The 24,137-nt window shown below is 39.0% G+C and carries 17 protein-coding genes; 9 read left to right on the top strand and 8 right to left on the bottom strand.

The window, feature by feature from the left end; all coding sequences use genetic code 11:
- Positions 1–38: 38 nt before the first annotated feature.
- Entirely contained in the window at positions 39–638 is a 600-nt protein-coding gene (locus tag TOL9009_RS0103355; RefSeq protein ID WP_029631155.1) for a hypothetical protein, read from the bottom strand.
- 362 nt (positions 639–1,000) lie between these two features.
- Here TOL9009_RS0103355 and TOL9009_RS0103350 point away from each other — a divergent pair, with 362 nt between their 5' ends.
- The 3 genes from TOL9009_RS0103350 to TOL9009_RS0103340 all read left to right on the top strand — a co-directional run bounded on the left by TOL9009_RS0103350 (position 1,001) and on the right by TOL9009_RS0103340 (position 2,778).
- Positions 1,001–1,357: a hypothetical protein gene (locus TOL9009_RS0103350; protein ID WP_029631154.1), complete on the top strand. Its 357-nt coding sequence runs from the start codon at positions 1,001–1,003 to the stop codon at positions 1,355–1,357.
- Between the two features lie 101 nt (positions 1,358–1,458).
- A complete protein-coding gene (locus TOL9009_RS37845) occupies positions 1,459–1,830 on the top strand; it encodes a hypothetical protein (RefSeq protein WP_038295915.1) in 372 nt (123 codons plus the stop codon).
- Between the two features lie 741 nt (positions 1,831–2,571).
- The gene (locus tag TOL9009_RS0103340; RefSeq protein ID WP_029631153.1) at positions 2,572–2,778 is read left to right on the top strand and encodes a hypothetical protein; all 207 of its coding nucleotides are present in this window, start codon (positions 2,572–2,574) and stop codon (positions 2,776–2,778) included.
- 309 nt (positions 2,779–3,087) lie between these two features.
- On the opposite strand, the gene TOL9009_RS0103335 is transcribed toward TOL9009_RS0103340, so the two are convergent.
- Entirely contained in the window at positions 3,088–4,344 is a 1,257-nt protein-coding gene (locus TOL9009_RS0103335) for a ParM/StbA family protein (protein ID WP_029631152.1), read from the bottom strand.
- 256 nt (positions 4,345–4,600) lie between these two features.
- Here TOL9009_RS0103335 and TOL9009_RS0103330 point away from each other — a divergent pair, with 256 nt between their 5' ends.
- Positions 4,601–4,924, top strand: a complete 324-nt coding sequence (locus TOL9009_RS0103330; protein WP_029631151.1) for a hypothetical protein — start codon at positions 4,601–4,603, stop codon at positions 4,922–4,924.
- 47 nt (positions 4,925–4,971) lie between these two features.
- On the opposite strand, the gene TOL9009_RS0103325 is transcribed toward TOL9009_RS0103330, so the two are convergent.
- Complete coding sequence (locus TOL9009_RS0103325) at positions 4,972–5,478, bottom strand: hypothetical protein (protein ID WP_029631150.1); 507 nt, start codon at positions 5,476–5,478, stop codon at positions 4,972–4,974.
- 906 nt (positions 5,479–6,384) lie between these two features.
- Between TOL9009_RS0103325 and TOL9009_RS0103320 the strand changes: the two genes are divergently transcribed.
- A complete protein-coding gene (locus TOL9009_RS0103320) occupies positions 6,385–6,753 on the top strand; it encodes a plasmid mobilization protein (RefSeq protein ID WP_029631149.1) in 369 nt (122 codons plus the stop codon).
- Between the two features lie 149 nt (positions 6,754–6,902).
- Here the strand turns inward: TOL9009_RS0103320 and TOL9009_RS0103315 are convergent, their stop codons facing one another.
- Positions 6,903–7,337 carry a hypothetical protein gene (locus TOL9009_RS0103315; protein ID WP_029631148.1) on the bottom strand — a complete coding sequence of 145 codons (435 nt, stop codon included), beginning with the start codon at positions 7,335–7,337 and terminating at the stop codon, positions 6,903–6,905.
- Positions 7,338–7,729: 392 nt separating this feature from the next.
- Between TOL9009_RS0103315 and TOL9009_RS41985 the strand changes: the two genes are divergently transcribed.
- From TOL9009_RS41985 to TOL9009_RS0103295, 3 genes are all read left to right on the top strand, one after another.
- Positions 7,730–9,493 (top strand): relaxase/mobilization nuclease domain-containing protein, encoded by a 1,764-nt coding sequence (locus TOL9009_RS41985; RefSeq protein ID WP_072022082.1) that lies wholly within the window; start codon positions 7,730–7,732, stop codon positions 9,491–9,493.
- A gap of 294 nt (positions 9,494–9,787) precedes the next feature.
- Positions 9,788–18,283, top strand: a complete 8,496-nt coding sequence (locus TOL9009_RS0103300) for a hypothetical protein (RefSeq protein WP_029631147.1) — start codon at positions 9,788–9,790, stop codon at positions 18,281–18,283.
- Between the two features lie 14 nt (positions 18,284–18,297).
- On the top strand, positions 18,298–19,017 hold the full coding sequence (locus TOL9009_RS0103295) for a hypothetical protein (protein WP_242055166.1): 720 nt from the start codon (positions 18,298–18,300) through the stop codon (positions 19,015–19,017).
- Between the two features lie 292 nt (positions 19,018–19,309).
- Here the strand turns inward: TOL9009_RS0103295 and TOL9009_RS0103290 are convergent, their stop codons facing one another.
- Positions 19,310–20,584 carry a hybrid sensor histidine kinase/response regulator gene (locus TOL9009_RS0103290; protein ID WP_038295913.1) on the bottom strand — a complete coding sequence of 425 codons (1,275 nt, stop codon included), beginning with the start codon at positions 20,582–20,584 and terminating at the stop codon, positions 19,310–19,312.
- Positions 20,585–20,839: 255 nt separating this feature from the next.
- On the opposite strand from TOL9009_RS0103290, the gene TOL9009_RS0103285 reads away from it, so the two are divergent.
- Positions 20,840–21,589: a response regulator transcription factor gene (locus TOL9009_RS0103285; RefSeq protein WP_029631143.1), complete on the top strand. Its 750-nt coding sequence runs from the start codon at positions 20,840–20,842 to the stop codon at positions 21,587–21,589.
- 4 nt (positions 21,590–21,593) lie between these two features.
- On the opposite strand, the gene TOL9009_RS0103280 is transcribed toward TOL9009_RS0103285, so the two are convergent.
- From TOL9009_RS0103280 to TOL9009_RS0103270, 3 genes are read right to left on the bottom strand one after another with little or no spacing between them, the layout of a single operon-like run.
- On the bottom strand, positions 21,594–22,253 hold the full coding sequence (locus TOL9009_RS0103280) for a DUF6753 family protein (RefSeq protein ID WP_029631141.1): 660 nt from the start codon (positions 22,251–22,253) through the stop codon (positions 21,594–21,596).
- A gap of 35 nt (positions 22,254–22,288) precedes the next feature.
- On the bottom strand, positions 22,289–23,056 hold the full coding sequence (locus TOL9009_RS0103275) for a hypothetical protein (RefSeq protein ID WP_029631140.1): 768 nt from the start codon (positions 23,054–23,056) through the stop codon (positions 22,289–22,291).
- A 14-nt stretch (positions 23,057–23,070) separates the two neighbouring features.
- Complete coding sequence (locus tag TOL9009_RS0103270; RefSeq protein WP_051502783.1) at positions 23,071–23,916, bottom strand: nucleotide-binding protein; 846 nt, start codon at positions 23,914–23,916, stop codon at positions 23,071–23,073.
- Positions 23,917–24,137 lie beyond the last annotated feature (221 nt).

Genomic DNA, 24,137 nt, shown 5'->3' with positions numbered 1-24,137 from the left:
AACTCATCAGAATTATAGTAGTCGTGCGTCTGCGCGTACTAAGCGGCGAAATATGCAATTACTTCTGGTTGATACTGGCGTTGACAACCCATATCCACTAATTGGGTGTGGTTGGAAAACCAGTCACAAAATTCATAAATTGATTCATCGGTCAGATATTTAGATAGCCAACTAAATAAAACTTCGTGAATAATAACTGTCCTGAAAGATGAACTATTCTGTATCTCCGAACAAGGAATTTCATCAACACGCAGCGTGTGTTTTATCTTTAATAGAGCATTAAACATATTTTCCTCGGACTGAATTACTCCTTCAGATTTAATTAATCGCTTTGGACGAAAAATTATAGGCAAGGTTTGCAATGCCCAGTAATGATTGCACAACCCATCCGAAGAAAACAAAGCACGCAAAATATCAAGCGCAACCCACTCTAAACCGTCGGGAGTTATGACAACGCGGATAGGTGAATTCTTATAGTAGATGGTTTTCACTTCTAATGGTTGATAATTACCAGAATCGGCAAAAGAAATCTGACCCATTTCCCAGTTTCTATTACGAAAACTGTGTGTTGGAGAAGTGTCTTCGTTAAGTGTAACCGCCGTATAGCTGGAAAAAAATTCTTGCTTTAAAGCCAACATAGATATAAGTTCCTCGTGTAAAAAAGATAAATTACAATCAAGTTATTATCTTCACTTACATACCGAAATTTCCACAACAAACAAATATTTAGTAATTAAGTACAACTAAAGTTGGAAAGCATCATAATTACATTCTTAAGCAAAGTAAAAACTTTCTAAGTAAAGGTTTTAGGCACTTAAATATTTAGCTGAAGCTGTCTTTATAAACTACATAGCCGGAAAAATCCACGTCCAAAGTAGCTGCTACGCAAAATAAAGAAGATTACTAACAGGAAAAAAAATGACTCATACGTTTATTTTTTGCAGCGGCGTTCGCCGATAAATTATGAATAAAAATAACTCATACTTGTGGAGATATAACTATGGCTACTAAAACCAACAAGCTTGTCAAAATTAATGATTCCACAATGGGTATTTACCAACTCCCATCATATCAAGAAAGCAAGCTCAAGGCAGTCTACTACGGACTACAGGAAGTTTATGGAAAATCCTCTGAGGCTAAGTCTGGTACAAAGTGGAAAAAGGCTGAATGGGAGGAATTCAAAGCAAAGTTCCAGGAAACCTTCGGAACAGTTGAACAACCCAAATACACGGTTGAACAGATGATTCAATTCTCTATCAACCGTTTCAACAAGGGTCTTCCCGAACTATTAGAAGTTAACCGCAAAACTTGGCAGCGTCGAGAAAAGTTTCTCGCCAATCAAGCAGAAGTTATCTAACTAATCTACAAGAAATATCACTCATAAGCGAGTGACATTTCTTTTTTTACAGGTGCATTCGCACAAGAAATACAGAAAAATTATTCATCATTGAGATAACTATGGCTGTTAAATCCACTAAAATCCAGCTTACTGTAATCGACGATTCCTTAATGGGTGAATATCAAATTGATGCTTTTTATGAGCGAAAATATAATGCAGTCTTCTACAGCATTAAAGATATCCACTATCTCGAATCAAAACGAATGTTGAGCGAAGCATTCGATAAGGAAGCTTTCAAAATCCAGTTTGAACTCACTTTTGGCAAGGCAGAAGATAAACGATATAACCTCGAACAACTTCTAACTTTCGCCAAAGAAAAATTTAACTTAGGAATGGAAGAACTTTTGCTACACAACAAGAAATCTTGGCAACGTCGAGAACAGTGGCAAAAGCAATATGACGAAGCTGAACTAGTAGAACAACCTTTCTAACAAATAACAAACAGTTGGGAGTAACATCCTGGCTGTTTGTTTTTTAACAGACAGGACTTACGCACTCCTTCACGAATAACGAACCGCAGAGAAGCCAGTGGGTTGCGTATTTTCCCAAGGCACGTTTTCGCTCTTAAGCTTCCCCCGAAAAGCTGCCGCCCCGTTGTAGCAACTGGCGCGACACGGAGGACACGGAGGAATGAGAGTTTGAGAGGTCTAACAGCGTAAGTCCTGACAGATTCAAGAGCGATCGCTCAGTTCTCACTCATATAAACAGTCTCTTAAATATCACTTTAATAAAAGTTAACTATGAACATTAAAGTCGATTTCAACATCAAGCTCAAGGGCATTGTCGAGTCTCTTGAGACTCATTATCTTGTAACACACTACTAATTGAAACCCTAGCATGGTTGCCAACCACCGGAAGCGTCAACAAGAATGATGCAATTAAACAAACTGCCTGTCAAGTTCACGGGAGGCAAGGGAAAAAAACTCGTGCGTACTTACCAAAAAAAGTAACGTGACAAGGACAGTCTAACTGGTAGACTGTCCTTTATTTTTTGCGATGGTCGAAAATCGGCCCAAAAGGCGATCGCCCAAACTGAAAAACGCAATCGCATACACTCCACATCCACTTCTCTACATCAACAAAACCTTACAGAAGAATTTTTCCTACAACCAACAAGTCTTTACAGCGGCATTCGCCGAGAAGAGGTGAAACAACTCGTAAAGGTCAATATCATGTCTGTTAACAAAATCTTCCGCGCAGCTACAATCATCGCTATCGTCTTCATCGGTTCATTCAGCCTTCCTCAAGAAGCGCAATGCGGAGTAGTCCGCGATGATGGTAGCATTTGCCAGCGATTGGCAGGTGGCGAGAAAGACTGCAAAGAATTAGGTGGCACATGGGACAGCAAGAAAAATTGCTGTGAAATCCAAAAAATATAGTTAGACAAAGAACGGTTGTGGGGGAATCCACAGCTATTCTTTTTTTCGGTCAGAAAGAAGATTGTCCAACCGCATTCCTTATTGCTTTGGCATAAATTAAATAGAAAGGACAGTTGTGTTAATGCAACTGTTTTTTTCTACCAAAACATCTAAGAAGTTGAGAGCCACCGTCTTTTAAGCGGTGGATGAAAACGATAGAAAGGATTTATCCTTTCGTTTCCCTCTTGCCCTACAAAAGAATGGAGGCGATCGCTATTATGCCAAGCGATCGCCTATTTTTTAGGGCAGAGGGGGGAGCGAAAACACGCTCTAAGCCTTATCACTCATAGTTAAAAATTCTTTAGGTACTTCACGAGGCGTATAATTAGGAACCCTCTTGACAGGAGTACTAGCATTCACCTTAATATCAGTAGTGCCAGTTGGTTTACCTGTAGAAGTACCAAACAAAGGTTGCGATCGCTCATGACCAGTTGCTCTATCAAATTCCAACACCATATGCTCGTGTAACGCAACTACATCTGCCATACGGTTGCCCAGACTACTAGCTATATCTGGAATCGGAATATTGGCGTGCCAAGATACTAGAATATCCTCTTTCTGGAAGTAAGTATCAACCTCGGAACGAATATAATCGGCTGTACCACCACAAAATACCAATTCCCGTACATCATCTTCCATCACAGAGCGCAACCACCGTGCTGCTGCCCGCCAATACTCATCCCTGGCAAGCAATAAAGCCTTAGACATAGACTCTCCATCAGCCTTTATCTCGCTACTATTACGCTTGCGAGAAAGGTTTTGCAACACCTGAGCATCACAATTTACACCGGCTTCAACGATCGCGCCAACAATATCAGTATTATCGGGGCTAAGTCCTGATACTTTAGAAACAAAATTGCTGACAAGCCAAGACATCCCCAAATCGCTAGTAATCCCGCGATTGGGAAAACCATCTCGAACGAGAAACACGCTAGCGTTACGATAACCCACCATCACAAACATTGAAGTAGGTATAGTACCCCCCAAAGTGCGTCTGCGATAAAAGAATATACCGCTTCCTTCAGATGCCACATTGTAGTAAGCCATCTTCACCCGCATCTTACCCGCCGGAGTTTCAAATCCTGTAAAAACCTCCTTTAAGCGACTTTCCAATTGAGCCTTGTCTTGAGTCTCCCCTGGTGGCAGCAAAATATTCAAATAAACAGAAACATTATTCCCCAGTCCCAATTTCTCTTTCGCCAACCAAATTGCCCCGCATACCTTGGGTACTGCCAGCTCGTACTTAAGTTCCTTCAATTGCGATATTCCCCGAAACTGATGCCGAGCAAGTGCGCCCAGTACATAGTATTCACCGCGTACACCTACCCAAGCACGAGATTCAGGCAGCCCTTCTGGTTGTATATTCTCAACCGAAGCCTTCGCCACATCAGCAACTTCAGAATCCATCAACAAAACTTGCGGCTTCCCTTCCGGATATTCCTGTACAATCGCCTTAGTCTTGCTTCCACCCATGTCTAAAGTTAAAACAATTTTCTTAGGTTGAGCTTTATCGTTAGTTTTAGCCATATATGAAATTTTTTATTAACGAATGATTTTGTAACAACCAATCTAACCCACACGTAAATGAGAGGGGGTTAGTTCATAAAAATTTCAAAAACCCTAGTTTTTATTAAGATTCTGAATTCAAAATACTTTAATCAACCAATTCAAAACCTCAATCCCTCATGAACCGAGGAATTTTTATTTTTTCTGACCTCGCCGTCTTTTTTTTACAGCCGCTTGACGCGGAATTCTGCTGAAACGATTGGCAGGAGAAAAACCCATGTCTAAAACTTTCTACAAAATCGACAATCCTCAAACTAGAGATGCCATAGCAATTGTTGAGTCCATCCCCAGTAGCATCGCCTACAATATTGCCCGATTCTGTGGTAAAGAAATTGATCCCGATTATATCCCTTTTAGCAAGGATGACCTTCCCAAACTTCGAGAGTATTATCGTCTTATTCGCACTAACAAATCAGAATTTTCCACATCTACAACCACAGTTGGTCAAGTCACTTTCTGTGGTAACGATGCCAACTATATACTCAATATCCTCACCGTTATCGGTAAAACCCTCCATACTTACGAAGTATTTGTGAATTAAACGAAACAAAGAAAAATTTCTCGCCAAAACGAGAAATTTTTCTTTTTTTACACTCTAAATCCTGCATCCCCCTCAATCGCCCCCGCAGGTATCACATCCGAATCATCATCAAAAAAGTCATCATAATTATCCTCTACCCCAGATGCCTTGTGTTGGCATAATTCTTCTTGTTGGGCAAGTACAGCAACAGAAGAAGCATTACTATTTGGTTGTTGGTACGCCACAGTAGGGGATACCACTGCTGCTGTTTCTTGACCAACCATTGGGGTAATTAGCACCAACTGCGATATATTCTCTAACCCGCATATCCTCTTAATCGTATTTATCTGACTCTCCAATACCCCAATCGCCCATAAGGCAACTTTCCTCAATTCCTCACCCCTAATTCCTACCGACTGCATCGACAGGGGCAACCAAAATGCCTTGAGGGTATATATTACCGTCTCCACTAACCCCATCTCCATCGGGTTAGATGCCAAATACTTGAACATCTTCCCCGTAACTGTATTCCCACTCCTCTTTATTTGCGGTATCACCTCAAATTCTGTACTCATCTCCCTCCCTTTAACCCTACTAACCACTAATTCACAGTTGAAGTATCACAGCCCGAAAATTGTACTAATAGATGATAGACAAATCGTAGAATATAAGTGCTAGTCTGTACTTGCTTATACCATAAACTCATACTGAGAAAATGTCATCTCCGACTATGCTCCTGCTTCCCTGACAATACCTCAGCATAGTAGAAGTTTCCCTAGTACATACGTATTGTTAGACTCATGGTATGGTTACACCTACACTAGCTATATCCCAGCATTGCAGTAGTATCCCCTCGCTACCACAGGATCGCCCTAAAAAGTTATATTCCCGTATGTAGACAAGGTATGTTTACTAGGGTCAGTAACACCTCAATTATCACAAATTCCCAATCCTCCCCGTCTCGTTATGTAACACTTTATAAAACACTTTGTCTTATTTTTCTTTTCTAATTGTAAAATATTTTCAGTATTTTAAATAATATTTACACTTGTATTTAGACATATTTAATTAGATAAATAACCCGCGATCGCCTGCTTTTGCAATCAGAGCAATATCTTACTACACAAGCATTATAGGCATTGCAGTATCTCACGCATTGTCATAAACATACTATGTCAGTTATAACAGTCGTGTGGTGACACTGGCGTACTGGGGAAATACCCCTGTTGTGCCATATTCTCGTGCTTGGACAACCTATGTTAATTAGGGTCAAACATAAATAGACAGACTGTTTCAAGTAGTTAAATCAATTTCTTAATTCAGATTAAAAATAATTGCAATAAAACTAATTATTAAGAATAAGGAAGATTCGTTAAAAGAGTATATTTATTCGTAACAACTTTGATTAAGCCAATTATACATAACCAAAATCAAAATAATTATAAATTGCAAACAGAGATTCAAAATATATATAACTTTATATGACAAGCAATTCAAACACTACCAGAAAGAAATCCCTAAAAGTATATCTCTTCGATGACGAGAAAGTTATCATTGAGGATAAAGCTGCTGCCACTAATCAAACTGCCTCTGAGTATCTGAGAAATTGTGGGTTGAAACGGGTTATCAGAGAAAAACCACCCGCAGATTTAATCAAAGTACGAGAATATGGTGGGGCTGCTAAAAGCCAACTCATGCAGCTTAGACACTTATCTAAAAAGACAAACGACCAACAGATTATAAATGCTGTAGAAAATGCGATCGCACTCGTAGACAAAGCCATCGCCGCTGCATTCAAAATAAAACTAGAAAGTGATAAAGACGACGACGGAGTTTGTTCTCAAAGATGAGTTGATTAGCTTATTGTGTTAAATCTTTGGGTGGATGTTCTCACTCGGTAAACAGAGCGCAGCGCAGGCTAACTACAAGAACAGCGATTTCACCGTAACTCTTTTACCGTAGCACGATTAGTAGGAGTCAATTCTACAATCAGCGACGGTCAAATCCGACCGCTCAAATTTAAAATGTGAGCGCGGATAGCAATGTGGTAAGGCTTGACTGCACCCCTATTACGTTCACCCCACAACAGAAAAACAATCGGTTGCTGGTAGTAAGTCCCAGACTCTACACAATCTCCAACCACCTTCCAAATTTCTTCCCACAAGGAAGATTCCATCATCCCCTTCGCGCCAGTCTCACGAGTAAAATAAAAAAATTTAGGGTTCGTATCACACTCAAATTTACCAGTTGCTTGATGATAATCCCCAATTGAAGCAGCAAAGTAACCACGACCGTACTGGTTGCGAAATATAACGGTTTGATTTGAAATAAACCTACCAAAGTCAATACTGCTAAGAATAGACTGACACGGCACTTCCATCAACTCGTGCAAGAACGATTCAAAATGACAGTTTGGAACCAAGGGAGAATCCATATCACGTTATTACCAATCAAACTATAAAAGTTATAGCCCATAAGAAGACGAACCTATTCTGTCCCTGAGTCATTTTTTCATGCGGTAGTCTAAACTCCAGTATTAACTGTCCGTGGTGTCGGTTCCCCAATCTTCAGCAAGTGATTCCCCTTCTCCTATTAGAGAGGCTGCGTCAACGGGGACGCTACGCAAATGCTCAACTCTCTCAATTCCCACTCTCCCACAGGTTACACCCTTGGCTCAGTGAGAGCCTTCTTGCGGAAATAGGTAAAACTTGGCAAAGATACAATCAAGCGAGTACAAAAGGAACAAGCCGATAAACAAGCTTTGGTTCAGTTAAGTTTGTTTTAATCAAAAACCATATTCAATAACTTTTAATTTTCAATTCACAAATGATATCTGTCATTTACAAAAAGGCTGACTTTCTGGACACGTTAAACTACGTGTTAAAAAAAGAAGATGCTGTGCTTGTAAGTACCAACATGGCAGGAAAGACTGTAGCTGACTTTAACCAACAGTTTCTTGATACCAAATATGCCAACAAAAAAACGTCAAGGCAATGCGCCCACCTGATTATCTCAATTGCCCATAGGGAAAACTATCACGAGCATCTAGATAATAGCCAGTACAGCTATGTGGCAGAGGAGTACCTAAAAGAAATGGGGTATTTGCCAAACAAAGGAGAAAATAGCGTCGCCAGTCAATTTGTTGCAGTCCGACACCAAGACAGAAACCACGAACACCTGCATATAATTACCAGTCGTATTAAGTTGGATGGCACCACTGTTAGCGATTCCTACGATTATTTCAAGGCGCAAGAAATCACCCGTCGGCTGAGTGCTGAGTTGGGATTAGAAATTACACCTACCAGTAATGATGCGATCGCACGAAAGTTACAATCAGAATATGGTATCACCGTCCTCACTAGTCCCAACCGCTCCAAGAGCATAAGGGAGGTTAACAGCAAACATTCTACCCCTGGAGCCAAAGAGATTATTAGGGGAGCAATAGCACAAGCAATTCAAGGACAACCCACCGCATCTGAGTACGTCCAGCGCTTGGAGGAAAATAATATTCGGGTGCTACCTAAGTTCCAAGGCAAGGAACTGTTGGGATTTACCTATGTCCAAGAGAACGTACTCATCGCTGGCTATCAGGTAAGTAAGAATTACAGCTTACCAAAACTAAAGTCAGAGTTTGGACTATCTTACAAGCGAGAACGCGATTACACCAAGTTATCAGCCATTCGTTCCCAATCGCTGCTTTACGTCGCTGCCATACCCAAAAAGAAGAAAAAAGGGAAAAAGGCACAACAGGAGGAAACTTTTAAACCACTTAATGGTAATGATGGAGATAACAGTAGCGATGAAATTATAACATCTATAAATAGTGCGATAGCGCAAGCGCTGACTTGTCAGTTCGCAACAGATGAACAGCACCAATTAGGTAATACTCCAACTCCAGTAATAGCAAACTTAGTCGCAACCAGAAAGGATAAAGCCAAACAGCAACAAATGGTAGCTGATACAAATGCTATTCAATCACCCACCTCTACAAGTACTGACTCAGATAATAAAGACACTAGCTCTCAAAACGAAACGGGAGAAGATAAACAACTCGAACAAATGCCAATACTAGTAGCAGAGTTAAAACTGCTGGACGACAGCGAAAATAAAAAAACCACTCATACGTCACTATCAAGTAAAAGCAATAACTCTCAGCCAGAAAATAGCCTTGCAACCTCATCCTATGAAAATGAAGAAAAGTTACCCTTACCTATAGAAAAGACTATTAAAGCAGCTTCCACTATAAGCCCTGATGAAATACAGCCAGAACCCACCGAAGAAGACAAATCCTGGGCGGAAGGTATTTTACCTGCTGTCGGTAAAATCTGGCAAAAGGCAAACCAAACAGGGAGAATTAAGCTAATGCCTGAAGCAGGGGAACAGGTGGAGGGAAGAGATTACAGAATTACTATAAAAGATAAAAAATTAAGCATTTTATCAATAAAAGATAATAGAGAAGTGGCATTATACGATTTAGGGAAAAATACAGTATTAACTACTAACCCCACGGATGAAGACAAACAATATTGGGAAAAAATCGCTCAAAAACAGCTAGTATCTAACAAAAAGAAAGATGTAGAATTTTCCTAACTACCCTTCACTACAATATCCTGGTTGATATTCAGCTTTACTAGTTCAGTATAATTATACCATTCATCTGGAATTAACCATTTGAATATATCGCCATAATCCAACATCAAAGCTAGTTATATAAATGAAATATTTTTTCTATATTCAATTGAGTACACATAACTTTTAAATAATAGAAAAACAAAACTATATCATGCTAAATAAAACATTTATGATAGTTATCAAATCCTAGTTGGATGTAAATTCAGCTTATAAAAAATAAAATCGAGTGGGAAAGCTAGCTCCAGCAGACAAATGGTCATTGAGGCAAAGCATTTTGACACTCGCTTAAATCAGTGGATTCATACAGATAACAATCCTGACAATCCAGATTCCTTGCTTAAAGAGGAACTGAAAAACAGCCTGCTAGAACACTTTCTCCCAGGAGTGAATTTCTCGTTTGGACATATGGACGAGAAAGCTACCGATACCCAACTAAAAAATCACCCCGAAGGACACAAGCTATTACTATCTTCAAAAAGCCGACTGCTATATGGACCAGAAGAATCTCTAGAAACCATAAGCAAGTTGTGCCCTGACAACAAAGATAGGGGTGCCTACGGGTCAATATTCCTCGGTTCGTGCAAAAATGCTATCAGCGCAGAATTAAATATCCTCATCGTAGATGATACCACAGGAGAAAATGGCGGCATCATCAACAACAATCAAGCTTACCGCCTCGTTGGCGACTGCTACGGACAAATATCCACACAATTATACCACCAATTAACCAGACACCAAGAAGGCGACCAATATCGAGTTATCCAGCATCGCTTCGGCTGGACAGATAAAGATGGGAATGATGATAAGTTCAGGTTTGGGAAAGGTACTTTACGCCCAGCTAACCTCGACCAAATCCTGAATTATCAAGAACCAAATCAACCAAAGATTGATTTAGTCATACCCCTGTCTGCTTTTAAAGGAACAGATAAGGACAACCCCAGTGGACCAACCAAACCACAAATTAAACCTGGTCTGTACCGTCAAAATATGTGGTTAGGGGAAAAATCACAATCTGAGTTAGGGAAAACTGCTATCTCGCAAATGATTGCATCCTTTCCCAGTGGGCTGAAGGATTTTGGAGAACAAGTTGAACTTGAAGCAGCAAAACTCAAAGAAGCATTAGATGACCCTCGCAAAATAGCCCAACTATATTGTGAGAAATACGAAAAACGCAAAGCCTTTCTCGAACAGCAAGCTGCCGAACTGGAGGAAGAAGCAGCCGTCGATCCAGAAGTAACAGAAGAGTTAGAAACCCTACGAGAACGAGTTGCTACCGATACAAGTATTTACAAACTCATTAAAACTGATCTCGAAGGGTCGGGACAACTCCTAGAAACTGAGAAAATTCAAAGAGAACTCGCCCGATTTGTCCAAGGAGAGTGGCAAGATATCTCAGTTGGGAAAACCCTCAGCTTTGAGCGGGCAATGGTCATTCCCTCTAAAGACTTGCAAAATGGCGAAATCTGCATTCCCCATTACCAAGACGGGGAAGAGGTTCTCAACTTCCGCTCCCCCTTCCTCAACTCAAATGGTTTATGCGTCTCAACTAACAAAGTAGTTGATGACGTACTCGGACCCGATGGCAAACCCCTGGCAGGTGTTATCGCTGTCTCGGACGAAACAAGCGATCGCATTTACAATCGCCTAAACGAGCAAATTAAATCTATCTTACCCGAAGCCCAAGGGAAAAACCGACCATTAGAAGGTATTGAAAATTACTTAGACCAAAATATCGGCAAGCTGGAAACTAAAGACAAAATTGAGTTTACTAAAAAATTTAATCAGTATATTTCAGAACTTCAATCTGGTGGGTATAAGCTAGAAATTCTCCCCCAAGAGTCCGAACAAGAGCGTCAGGCACGCGACTACGACGGCGACTGTATTGGATTTGACCACGCTAGCAAGTATCCCAACTTAACATCTGAGGCTATTTGGCGGAACTTACCCGAAAATGCTTACGACCCAACTGTTAAACTCAAAAAACAGTCTTTCTACCGGGAAGATAGCAGTCAACCTGAGTTTGAGGAAATCGCCATTCACATGAGCGATGGTATTAGCGTTGGTACCATCAATAACCATCTTACCTCAATTGAGGCATTAGAGTCAGAAGTGACGATTCTCAAAATCTTTGGTAGCGAAAAAGACCAAGTAGGATATGTTCTTCAAGTAGCCAAACACTACGAAGATTTACTAAAAACAGAGGCATGGGCAAAATCCAAGGGTATTGAAGGTAAAGAGGTTCCAGAGAAGTATCGCAGCTACATGGAAGAATTTGTACAAGCCGCAGGACAGGAACCCCTAAATCAGGCAAATGCGCTCTTTGCGATGAATATTAACACCCGAATGTATCGGGAAATGATTGCCGAAGCAGCATTTCAAAACCAAATTGCGGTTGACCTCTTCAAAAGCGCTAAAAAACCCGATATGGAAATTATCCGCAACAACAGTCGGATTCTTCATCGGGAAGTCAACTATATTAAGGACAAGAAAAAAGATGTTTATGTTGAGAATACAATTCAACCAACGGGATACTCACCTGTTGAGATTCTTATTAGCAAAACTAACCAATACTTTGAAAAAGCTCGCTTGGAGTCACGCGAACTAGCCCAATTTTCAAACCTGTTCAAAGAAGTACAATTTACCCACGACCAACGCTTGCAGGCTACCCTTACCAAGAAAGAATTTGATAAAGAGTTTAACAATGCCACCCGTTATACGCAGCGAAAAAAGGTAGAAAAAGGACCATCGGCAAGTGTAGATATAGGGGGTGGAAAAAAACTCGATATTACAAACCTTCTTAAATCTGACCACCCACTTGTTTGGAACGCACAAAAGATTACTCTAAAAGTCTCAGAAATAGCACCCGAAAAACGCTCAAAGGATAAGCCTCATAAGTATAGAGTTGTAGCCCAAATTAATGATGAGACTGAAAACGGCAAACCCAAATTTAGAACATTAGGAACTGTATCTAAAGAGCAAGAGAACTCTCTTAAAGAGTTAGGAATTGTTCCCAATCAAGAAATTACATCAACCAAAATATTCTTCCAGCCTGAATTAAGTGAAGGGCAAATTAAGCTGATGTACCTTCATGCTTACCAAATTGCCGAAAATTTCTATAATTCAATTCCTGAAGACCAAAAGCTAGCGATGGCTGCTGCTACTTGGGCAGTATCAACCACCCGTGAAGGTTCTAACTCCAAAAATCAAAATCAGGTTGAACAAGAAGTTGAAAGACAAAAGAAAGTATCAAATTTTGTTTATGCTAGCTTCCCTCAAGAAATTCTCAAGCAGGTAGAGACACTTCAATTTACTGATTTTACCCTTACAGGACACGATCGTACAAGTCAAATAATCAAGTTAGAAAATCAAGTATCTCCTCAAGAAGTTAGATTTAACATCAGCGAACATAAAGATAGCAAAGGTAATACTGTAATTAGAGATGTAATCGAAGTAAAAAGTCCTGAAACAGGAGAGTATGAAACCTTTGCTAACATCAATGCTACTGATGGTAAGCTCCCCATCGGTACAACCGCAACTGGTAATATTGAAAGAGGGAAAGTATATACAGCCACAATTACGACAAAAATACCTGGACTACCCGAATTAAATTTTCAAGTTAAAGAATTACAAAAATTTCAATGTAAAGACCAAACTTTTTCTGGAGAGCAAGCAAATTTAACCATCATCAAAGATAAGCTGGAACGGGAAGATTATGTTATCACCTTTAAAAGCGGTAATAAGGAAGAAAAATTAGGTACTCTTTCCAAAGAATCGGTAAAAGTGGGAATAGAACAGGGCTGGCTAGCAGAAAAACCGGGTCAAAGTGGTCAAAAGTTACAATTAGAAATCACGAGCATAGCTATAGGTGAAAATGCCTTTGCAATTGGTAAAACATCCAATGGGAATCTTGTCAGAATAGATATTAACGACAAGTTGAAAAATAGAGAATTTAAAGGACAAGAGATATCAGTAACAATTAAAGCTTACGATAAACAGGATGTATATACAGCCAAAATTGGTAATTTATCTCTTGGTATTATCGGTCAATATACGGAAAAAGCATTTGGAAATAGAAGTAGGTATGGTCAAAATAAAAGTACAGTACAACAATTAGTAAATGCAGGTATAATTAACGATAATAAAGTACAAACAACTATACCTGTTATTATTACCAGCAATGAAACTACCTGCAAACTAAGTATTGACCCTGAATCAGTACAATACCCTGAAACCTGGGTTAAGCGTCATCAACTAGTAGACCAACAAAAAGAAGTCAGCCTGGTAGAACAAAAAAATAATCAACTATTCGATAAAATTACCGAACGCCCTACTATAATATTCCAAAGTCAAGAGGATAAATTAGTAGGATTAGTTGGGCTGACCGTCGATAGTAAAAAAGCTGAAATTACTAAAAAGTATTTGGATCAAGTAGGAATAACATACGACCAAGTTCCTAAGTTGCAAAGCCGACTGGAAGCTAAAAAGGGTATGACGGTATTCATGCTCGATGAAAATACAATTAGCTCTGAAAAGAAAGAACAGTTTCTAGAAAGATTTAGTGGTATCAAAAGTAATGATGCTCCACCACTACCTGCTCCAATTATTCCAGAACAAACTGTATATTTCAACAACCCCAACCAACAATATACTCTAGAAGATAACTCACAAGCAATTAAAGAAAGTATTGGATTGGTAGTACCAGCCCAAGATGCCATTGCTGTCAATGACTGGTTGGAATTTCAAGGCACAAACAATAATTACATTATTGATAAAAATAGTAACATAGCTATATTTATAATCGAAAAGAATACAATCATTGGAGAATTACAAAAAGATTTAAATAATCTCTTGGGAGAAGCTATCAATATTGGTGAAGTAGATGGATTTGACCAATATGAACAATTGAGTAATAAGCTTAATCAAAGAGTAAAAGAACAAGGTAGTCTACTAAAAATTAACTCTACACTACAGCCGAGCCAATATAAACAGGCACTTCAATCACTCCCCAACCGTCCCAAAGAACTTGGTAGAGAAGAAATATCTGTACCAATGACACCAGCAAAGCCAATTCAAGAGAAAAATACAGCCAACACAGAGTTAAGCATACTTTCTAAGCAAATATCACCAATTATTAAAACTCAAGTAACTACAGACAATACAACCACTGCAATATCCCTACCCAGTTCACGCGAAGCTGACCAAACCAAAGCTATTGAACTTATGGGCAAAGTCAGCTCCCAAAAAGTAGAGCAACTGCGATCGCACCTTGAAACCCACCTCAAACCTGTACTTGAAAACGATAAATCCAACTACGCACTACTGAGACAAGTAGCATGGGTCGGTGCCAAGTGGGATTTAAAAGACAAAGATTTTAAGCCAGGAGTACAGGACGATAAGTTAATGGAACTTGTTAAACAAGTATACCCCGATGCAGATATAGTGCTGGTAACTTACTCCGAGAACTCTGGCGCTGGCATCAACTACCACCGCGACGATTCGTATGCTGCGACGGAAGCCCGCAGCATAAATATCGGTAATTCTGATTGGGGATATCGCGCTGCCAAAGAACAAATGGCATGGACAAGAAAAGAAAATAAAGACGCACCGTACCAAGAGTTTAAACTTGAGTCGGGTACAGTAACCCGCTTTAACTGCAAAAACGAACACGCCGCGCTCAATACTGAAGCTGGCAGATGGTCTATCAACATCTGGTCAATTAAAAATGACCTGGATCGAGATAATAGCGTTCGCCAAAAGTTTGAAGATTTCCTCAAATCAAACCAACCTAAGCGCGCAGTAGTCCAAAGTAGCACTGACCTTACCATTAAGGCTAATGAATGGACACCAGGGGGAGAAATTAAAATAGAACGCAGCTATACCAGCCTTAAAGAAGCAAGTCAAAATAGACCTGCACCCGCTCCAAATCAACCAACAGTAGAAGAAATCATTGCCATCGGCAATAAAACTATAGCGAGTAGTTTAAATCCACAGATACCAGAAAATCTTCATATTGCTGGCAATGTACCAATGAATTACGGACTGCACACATACGGGGAAGCAAAAACAGTGCCCGTAGATACTACCATCGATGCCATGCGCGGACACGGTAGGGTACACACAACCAGGGGTGTAGACTACCAAAAAACTTATGGCATAAAAGAGGGAGATATTGCGATCGCAGTTGGTGGTAAAGGCGAAAAAGTCGCTTTTCAGGTAGGTAAACAATACGAAATTACCCCCCAACTGATTCAAAATCCAGCCTACCAGCAAGCTTGGGCGAAATGGGAAAAACATTCACATAAAGAACTTACCCAAACCCAGGCAAGTAAAAGTAAACTATACGGCTTGTTCATGGAACCCCTTGGGGATTACGCCAACGGCAAGATTGTTCCGTTTCCACCCGTCCAAAAGCAAACTCCCACATCTGTTAATATCAGTCCTGACTCCAAAGACGGATTAGGAGCAGCACTCAGCCTAGCCACTGCACTTGCCAAAGAAGAAGGCAAACTGCAAAACGATTATCAAGTTTCAGTCAATAACAACCCAGAGGCAGCAGAAGGACAGTATGGTAGCGAAAACCATACGGCTAAGGTAGAAGGTACAGCATACAAGTCTGCCGAACACGCCTTTCATCACCAAAAACAATTAAATCCCTCCGCTGACGATTATCAAATAATGGTGAGTGTACTTCAAGCCAAATTCAAACAACACCCCCGACTGACAAATGAAATAACCAAGCGCGGGGGGGTAGAGTGGCTCGAAAACTGCACGGCAGTTGCTACAACGGGGGGAACCCCCGCAACGCACTGCCTCACCAACGTTACCAACGCCCAAGACCAGCAGTGGGAAGGTAAGGGCAAAGAATCAGCATTTATTCGCGCCCTGACTGAGGCATATACCAATGTAGTAGAAAAGAATAATGAAACCGATATAGCACCTATTTCTGAAACACCAGCTAAAAACAACCCGCTTGCCAACCTACAACCCATAAATCCAGCCGTAGCCGAACACATGAAGAAAGACATTGCTATGGCTGAAATAGCGACACAGTTTATTGGTAAGTCAGCCGCACCTCCGGAAACACCTTCTAGTACACGCAATTATGAACAAGCTTGGGGCGATCGCGCAAATACGGGCAATTATTCTGCCAGTGACGTAATTATGGTTTCAGGTTCTGGTCCCTGGCGTGGAGTAACAAACGAGCAGATAAAACACACATTTGAAAAAGAATACGTTCCTCTACTTAATGCTGCAATCGAGGCTAAAAGCTCGTTTGTAGTAGGTAATGCCAAAGGCACTGACCAGTTAGTCCAAAATTATCTGACAGAACGGGGCTACCAAATAAAACTAAGTAATGTTGGCGCAGCCTCTCGTAGAGAAGGATACGCAAAACTATGTTTCACTGAGAATATTAAAGACACAAACGAAGCTAGCACTTCCCCAGAAAACACAACCACAACAAGTGAGATACCAAGCGATGCTGTCACACAACAGAAAACTTCTAAAAGCACCAAAAACCAGACTTCCCTAATTAATACTAAATTAGAACAGACTGATACGGGCAAAACCAGCAGCACAGAAAATTTACTCACACAAGTGCCTCAATTTGCCCCTGGCATCAACCTCAATTCCCGCAGTCCAGATCCACTAGGTGCTGTACTTACCAGTACAACCGTAAAATCCAAAGAGATTGGAGCTATTGTCAATGATTACCCAGTCTCTTTCCGTGATAACCAGGAAATGCCCGCTGGAATATACGGTCCTGAAACTTACACCAAATCCAAGCCAGCAGGACAGCCCTTTCTGTCAGTCGAACAAGCTTTTTACGCATACAAGGAAACAGTACCCCTCAAAGAGCCAAGGGTACAGTTAATGGCTGAAATCCTCCAAGCAAGGTTTGAGCAACACCCAAAACTCATGGAAGCTGTAACTGAAAGAGGAGGAGCCGAATGGCTGAAACAGTGCAGCTATCTGGTGTCAAACAAAGAGAAAAATTTCTGGGAAGGAAAAGGATTACAATCACCCTACATCCGCGCACTCACCCAAGGATACACCAAAGCGCTAGAAAATTCTAATTCACGGGCAACGGAGAATCAAACAGCATCTATCATACAGCCTACGCCCAGTCAAGAACCATTACCGGAACCACAAACAAGGTTCTCGCCAACCACTTTTCCTAAAAATCCACGAACTATAAGTACGGACATTCAGCAAGCTCTATCACAAACACAAACTAATAGCCAAACAAATTCATTAGACAAAACTCTCGATAACATCAAACAAAGTACAGTTCAAAATCTCCAAAATTGGTATGAAGCAGCCCAAAAATTGGGTAGGTCAGAGAAGTATCTCAACCGAATTCAAGAAGTAACTGCACAGTATATAAATGATAGCAGTTACAGTTTGGAAAATGCTTTCAAAGCAATGTCACGAGATGTTAAAGAATTACAACAAATTAATGAAATAACAAAACTTGCCCAAAGTGTTGTTAAAGTCTTGGGTAAAGAAGATATAAACGGTATAATGAGTATTAAAACTGAAAAATATAAAAATTATCAAATAGCAACAAAAGCCCAAGAAGAAACTTATGTAATTAAAGACAAGGATAACAATGTATTACTATACTTGAGAGAAGGTAAAACCAAAGTTAATAAGCTAAATCAAGAAGTTGTAGATGACTTTAGATTTATGAACTTCCGAATTGAACATAGTCTTCAAAATATTAGAAGAGAACTTGTAGAAAGGTAAATAATATGAGGAATATGACAGAAGCAATGCGTTATGCCAATCTTCAAGAAGATATGACTAGGTTAGGTATAACTGATGAAAGTATTGCTAAAAAAGCGCAAGAAATTGCAGTAGTTACATCAGAAGACAAAGAGAAAGCTAAAGAAGCACTTTTTGAAAGGGCAAGTACAATGCACGAAGAAAAAGTGGCACTCTCCCAAGTCAGCATTGAAGGTGTAGAACCAATCAATTTTCCAAGTTTTGAAATTAACAACCAAGATAAAATTCAGAGTACAATTACTGACGTAGAAAACCTCACATCCAGCGTTGATAAAAAAGATGATGATAAAAATAGTAAAAATGAAGTATCCGTCGAAAATAAAAATGTAGCAATTGCAAAAACTTCAGATGTGCAGCAGGTAATAATTCCTAAGTTATTAGAGGTATTAAGCAACAAAGGTGAGCAAGAAAATGGCTCAGTTGTTTACCAAGATGAAAAATACACAGCTAGCATCAAACTCGAAGAAGATTCAAATATACTCTCGCTGAACAGAAATTTAGATTCAGAAAATAGAAAAGCGCTGGTAGCTTCCAAAAATAATGATGAACCTAGCTATATTATCGTAGTAAACAACATTAGCCAAGAAGAATTTGAGCGGTTTAAGTTACTATTTAATGAAGAACAAAACCGCTACAGCCACCAACAAACTCAACAATCGACTAATTCAAAATCGAACGATAATGAGATTGGGTAATTAATCAAAGTATTCCTATCAAGATACCGACAAAAAATCCACAAGCGATGAATATATACCTATTCGGTATCTTGTTTTTAGGGAAAGTAATTCCAGCCATACCAATACAATAAGCAACTCGCAAATAATTAGCGTTATTTAGCTGATTTGTAAAAATATTATAGATAAAAATTAATGATTGAAGACTAAAGCCACAAAAAAATAGCCAGCCGATATCAAATCGATTGGATAAATTCACGATACTATCGATAATCCGATCCAACCACGTATTTTTTTTTGAGGGTTTTCCATTTTAAGAGACAGTATTATTCTCAAGTAAGTATTTATCCTGAGAATAACATTGAAAATTTGCTTCTAAATTAAAGATTATGACAAATGTTGAACCTTCACCTACTTGAGAAAACACGCTAACGCTAGCCTGGTAACAATCTGCAACATACTTAACTGTACGCAAGCCCAAGCCAGCACAAGCTACATGAGAGCCAGTAGCATCAAGAGTAAATGTCCCGTCACCAGCCAAACTGCCCAATTCGCGTATCTCCCGCTCTTGCTTACAGCGTCTGCTGTTAAGTACAGAAATTCGCGTTGGATGTAATTCTTCTTGTAATGTAGAACTTTGTTGGGCATTCATAGAATCTCCCCCGTTAGCACAACATTCCTCAAATAAATAGTTTGGCTCAGAAAATGCACTACCACTAATTCCTATGCACTGACTTATACCTAAATCAATATTCAACTGCTCCAATTGCACTCTTGTAATACCTACGCCAGTATCTTGAACCGCCAAGCGAAGCAAACCCCCTCCCTGAGTATCAAGTTTAATGGCAACAGAGCCACCACCAGGACTATACCTAAAAGCATTAACAATCAAGTTACAAACCATCCGCCAAAGGTGGTTGTAATTCGCATACAAGCACGCATCAGCAGCTAATGGTTCAACTAGAATTGAAAAATTTATATTCTGCGCGATCGCACTGTTTAAAAACTGAGCGTGGATAGAATGCAGGAGGCTAGCAATATTGATATATTCGATGTTTCCCACTGGCTCTTGACTCAACTGGCTCTTCAAATCAGCAAGCACACCCAAAGTAACGGTAATTGTAGAACAGCATGTCTCTAGTACAGAATGGAGTTGTTCCAGGCTATCACCATAGTTACCAGCCCTAGTCAAACCTAAAACAAAGTTAACTGTCCTTAAGGGATGATAAACATCGTGGGATACCATCTCCAAATATTGAGGGAGTTTACAAAGGCGATCGCTTTGCCTCCGCAAACATAAATCCACACGCTTCAATAACTCAGACGAGGAAAAAGGATATACCAAGAAATCATCAAAGTCGGGAATACATAAATCATCCGCTGACTGCACCAGTTTTATGGCTGGTAAACCTTCAGAACGGACACTAATTGGCTTTAAAGTAACGTCCAGTATCAAATCAATACCTTCCTTATTATCAGGTATTGCAGACTTAGTAACTACCGAATAATTTGACTGCTGCAAGCTATCAAGAACACTAGCAACAACCTGATTGCGCCTTCTGCCAATTACCAATATTTTGCCCGACACGCAAGTTACATACAAACACTACTGTAACTATCAAAGCACCATACCAGCAACACTAACCACAGGAATAATACTAAATCAAATAATTAATTAAACTTAATCGAAAGTTTAATATTACCCTGTTTCTTAAATTTTATGTAAATATGAAAAAATAATAAAGCTCAAAGATAGTTATGTATAAATACAATTAAGTTACAGCCGGAAATTGACAGGAATGTTATAAGTAAATATCACGATATAATAAAAAAACTTTAGAATATGAAACTTATAAAAACTGTCATAGTAGAAGACCAGAATATATTCAGGCTAGGGCTGAAAGCAGTTCTAGAAAGCAGTAACAAAATCGAAGTCTGCGGAGAAACAGGGTACGGCAAAGAGGCTCTAAGTGTAATCAAAAATACAGAGCCTGATGTAGTAATTGTAGATATAGGTCTACCTGACATCAGCGGAATACAGGTAGTTGAGGAGATCGTCCAAGTTTACTCAAACAAAATCAAAACTATTATTACAACAGGAAGTTGTGATAAAAAATTAGTCAAAGAGGTATTTAAGAAGGGAGCAACTTCTTTTTACAGTAAAAACAATGCCGAAAGTAAAATTATCGAAGCTGTCATAACCACTTACAAAGGCGAATCTTGGATTGACAGCAAAATACACACAATCATGGCACAAGCTATGTGGGAGATTAACGCCAAAAATACTCCCGGAAGCACAGTAACAAAACGAGAATACGAAGTACTAAAATTGCTCGCCAAAGGACTGACCTACGAAGAAATGGCTAACAAACTTTGCCTGGAAATTAGTACTGTACGTTCGCACGCTCACCGAATAATCGGCAAGCTTGATAAACCGGGGGAAGACAACAAGCATAGACCCACCAGAGGAAAAGCTGTATGCGAAGCTTTAAGACTAGGAATACTCTGTTCGGAAGACCTAACCGAGGAAATATACAAAGAGACAAAAGAATTTACTCGCGATTACAATAACCGCGAATTTTTAGCTGCGTAATTGCTTATTTCTCAGTCTTAGCATCAATTATGCAGCCTCCCGGATTTTTGGTCTGGCGACAAGTTTGGATGATACCAGCATTCTTATTATAAAGTGAGCGAGCATCACGCCCTTGTTTAGATTTAGCCCACTTCAAAAGCCTAGCGTCTTCAGGCTTAAGATTTACCGCAGTAGAAGATTTAGTAGCAGATAGTGTTGTTATAGCCATATTAAAAGTAAAAGCGCCTATAACCGCACCCAATGCCAGCACGCAGCCCAAAGCAAGACCGATCTGGGCTAACTTCAAATTATTAACGTCAAATACGCTCAAACCAGCAGCAACTTTCTTAGAAACAGATTTATCAGAAGAAGCCTTCTTAGTAGTTCTTACTAACTCTTCAGCTGCTTTAGCGATTGCAGCCTGCTGTTGAATTATTGCCACTTCAGCAGCATTATTTAATTTATTATCAACCTTAATTGTCCAACCAGCTATCACAGCATCAAGCTTGCCAGGTAACTGCATAATCGCATATTGAGTAGAGCCAATCTGCGCCCACAACTTAAACAAAGGGTCAGACGGCTTCATACCTGACTTAACTATCAACTCTTCTAAATATTCTTTCTCCTTCTCTAATTCATCTTGACTAAAATTATTTTCTTTATCAATATTTTTGGTATAATACATATTTTTAATTAAATAAGTTTAAAATAATATAGGCTTTAAAAATAACTTTGTTGGTGAGTTAGTTCAGTACGGTTCATTTTTAAACCTAAATACACTGGAGCAATATCGTGGTTAATGATAATTTGATGAAAACTTTCTATCCAATTAAATACCACCGAACGATATAATAATTGCATATCTGACTCTGTAGTAATCGCTATACTATAAGGTAAATTAGTATCCTCTAAATCTTGATATACATAATCTTCGATTTTGGGTAATATCATCTCTATACCATTTAGTTTATTAACATTTTCTTTAATTTTAGTATCATCATAATATTTAAAGCTATCGCCAAAATAAAAGTTTTTTATCACTAAATAGTCAGCTTGATTGTCAACAAATTGATAAAGAGATTGCAAATAGTTGACACAATCTCTACGGTTGGAGATAGGATGAATAAAAGTGGCACGATAGCCTAAAGAATTTAAATTTTCTAAAAAAGATATCTCCTTATCAAATCTAAAAAAATCTAAGAGATTTTGACCTGGCATATCAGTAAGTACCAAATCTATTTCTGAAAACATCTCTAATTCATTTAACAAGATATCAGAGTCGCCTCGATTAAGTCCCAAGTGTCTAACATTAAATCCCAATCTATTATATGATGATAACTTATTAGATAAGCCATCAGGGCGCTGACCGTGGTAAAAAGCACGAATATTTAAATCATGAGTTTTATACAGCTCCAACAACAATCTAGAAACTGTAGACTTGCCAACACGAGAATCACCAATCGTAATAACAAATCTTTTTTTTAACATAATTATGCTGCACTTTAAGATTGCTGCTCTACAGAAGTTTTCTTAGTAACAAGATTTGAATAATGAGATTTTCCATCTGGTAATATTTCACAATTAAAACCTAACAAATCATGGGCAACTTGTACTTTTTCCTCAAAATCTTTCAACCATGCGCCAACTCTTGCACGAACTGAAATAGAGGAACCATATTCTTTAAACAAAGCTTGCCCAAATGTTAAATCATTATCATCAATAAAATCGTAGCAATAATCCATTAAATCAGGCATTAATACTTCTACTAACCCTTTAGCTTTTAATGTTTGACGAATAGGGGATGAGTCATAACGACCAAATTTATCCTCATCTCCGAAAAACAAATTTTTAACAACTACATAGTTAACTTTATCTCCGCAGTATTCATGCAAAGCCTCTAAAATATTTACAGAATCGCGAAGTCGATTGATGACGGATAGCATCGTAACTTTGTAGCCAAGTTCTTTTGCTAAAATATCAAAAAAGGATAGTTCTTTTACAAATAACTCAAAAACACCTCCGGATTGCGCTGGCATATCAACTAAAACAAGGGGAAAATAGTCTTCTTCCAAATCAATCAATAATTGGTCTGCCTTACCCTTATCAAAAACATTAATACAACGGATTAGACCAGTATATTTTTCGTAGTGACGGCGAAGTTGGTTGTTACGCATATCAGCATCATATCCTAGACACCAAAGATTCTTGTCAATATAAAGCTGTAGCAAAGCCCGTGCAAAGGTACTTTTACCAACTCCACCTTTATCACCAGTAACAATGACAAGTCTTTTAGGCTTATCTTCAACTTGAACTTGTTGATTCCCTTCTTCCTGATTATTATCAGACATAAAATTATCCTTTTTAGTATTAGTACGAGCCATATTTAAGAAAATTTAAAACATAAATTCTTTATGAAACTTGGCAATTAATTAAAGTCAGCAAATCTTAGCACTAAGGCAGGATATTAGAATTTTACAGTAGTCATATCCATACACAATCTGCAAAAAAATACTTCTTTCCAAGACTAGAATTAAGAGAAATTATTTTTTATTCGTCTGTAAAATAATGC

It is taken from the genome of [Scytonema hofmanni] UTEX 2349, from assembly GCF_000582685.1.
Classification (GTDB): domain Bacteria; phylum Cyanobacteriota; class Cyanobacteriia; order Cyanobacteriales; family Nostocaceae; genus Hassallia; species Hassallia hofmanni.
The sequence above is the reverse complement of the archived record's forward strand: the minus strand, read 5'-3'. Positions and strand labels throughout refer to the sequence as shown.

Coding starts and splice junctions, on each gene's coding strand:
- TOL9009_RS0103330 (WP_029631151.1), top strand. CDS start 4,601: ATGTCTAAAACTTTCTACAAAATCGACAATCCTCAAACTAGAGATGCC.
- TOL9009_RS0103285 (WP_029631143.1), top strand. CDS start 20,840: ATGAAACTTATAAAAACTGTCATAGTAGAAGACCAGAATATATTCAGG.
- TOL9009_RS0103320 (WP_029631149.1), top strand. CDS start 6,385: ATGACAAGCAATTCAAACACTACCAGAAAGAAATCCCTAAAAGTATAT.
- TOL9009_RS0103275 (WP_029631140.1), bottom strand. CDS start 23,056: ATGTTAAAAAAAAGATTTGTTATTACGATTGGTGATTCTCGTGTTGGC.
- TOL9009_RS41985 (WP_072022082.1), top strand. CDS start 7,730: ATGATATCTGTCATTTACAAAAAGGCTGACTTTCTGGACACGTTAAAC.
- TOL9009_RS0103350 (WP_029631154.1), top strand. CDS start 1,001: ATGGCTACTAAAACCAACAAGCTTGTCAAAATTAATGATTCCACAATG.
- TOL9009_RS0103355 (WP_029631155.1), bottom strand. CDS start 638: ATGTTGGCTTTAAAGCAAGAATTTTTTTCCAGCTATACGGCGGTTACA.
- TOL9009_RS0103270 (WP_051502783.1), bottom strand. CDS start 23,916: ATGTCTGATAATAATCAGGAAGAAGGGAATCAACAAGTTCAAGTTGAA.
- TOL9009_RS0103340 (WP_029631153.1), top strand. CDS start 2,572: ATGTCTGTTAACAAAATCTTCCGCGCAGCTACAATCATCGCTATCGTC.
- TOL9009_RS37845 (WP_038295915.1), top strand. CDS start 1,459: ATGGCTGTTAAATCCACTAAAATCCAGCTTACTGTAATCGACGATTCC.
- TOL9009_RS0103300 (WP_029631147.1), top strand. CDS start 9,788: ATGGTCATTGAGGCAAAGCATTTTGACACTCGCTTAAATCAGTGGATT.
- TOL9009_RS0103295 (WP_242055166.1), top strand. CDS start 18,298: ATGACAGAAGCAATGCGTTATGCCAATCTTCAAGAAGATATGACTAGG.
- TOL9009_RS0103325 (WP_029631150.1), bottom strand. CDS start 5,478: ATGAGTACAGAATTTGAGGTGATACCGCAAATAAAGAGGAGTGGGAAT.
- TOL9009_RS0103280 (WP_029631141.1), bottom strand. CDS start 22,253: ATGTATTATACCAAAAATATTGATAAAGAAAATAATTTTAGTCAAGAT.
- TOL9009_RS0103315 (WP_029631148.1), bottom strand. CDS start 7,337: ATGGATTCTCCCTTGGTTCCAAACTGTCATTTTGAATCGTTCTTGCAC.
- TOL9009_RS0103335 (WP_029631152.1), bottom strand. CDS start 4,344: ATGGCTAAAACTAACGATAAAGCTCAACCTAAGAAAATTGTTTTAACT.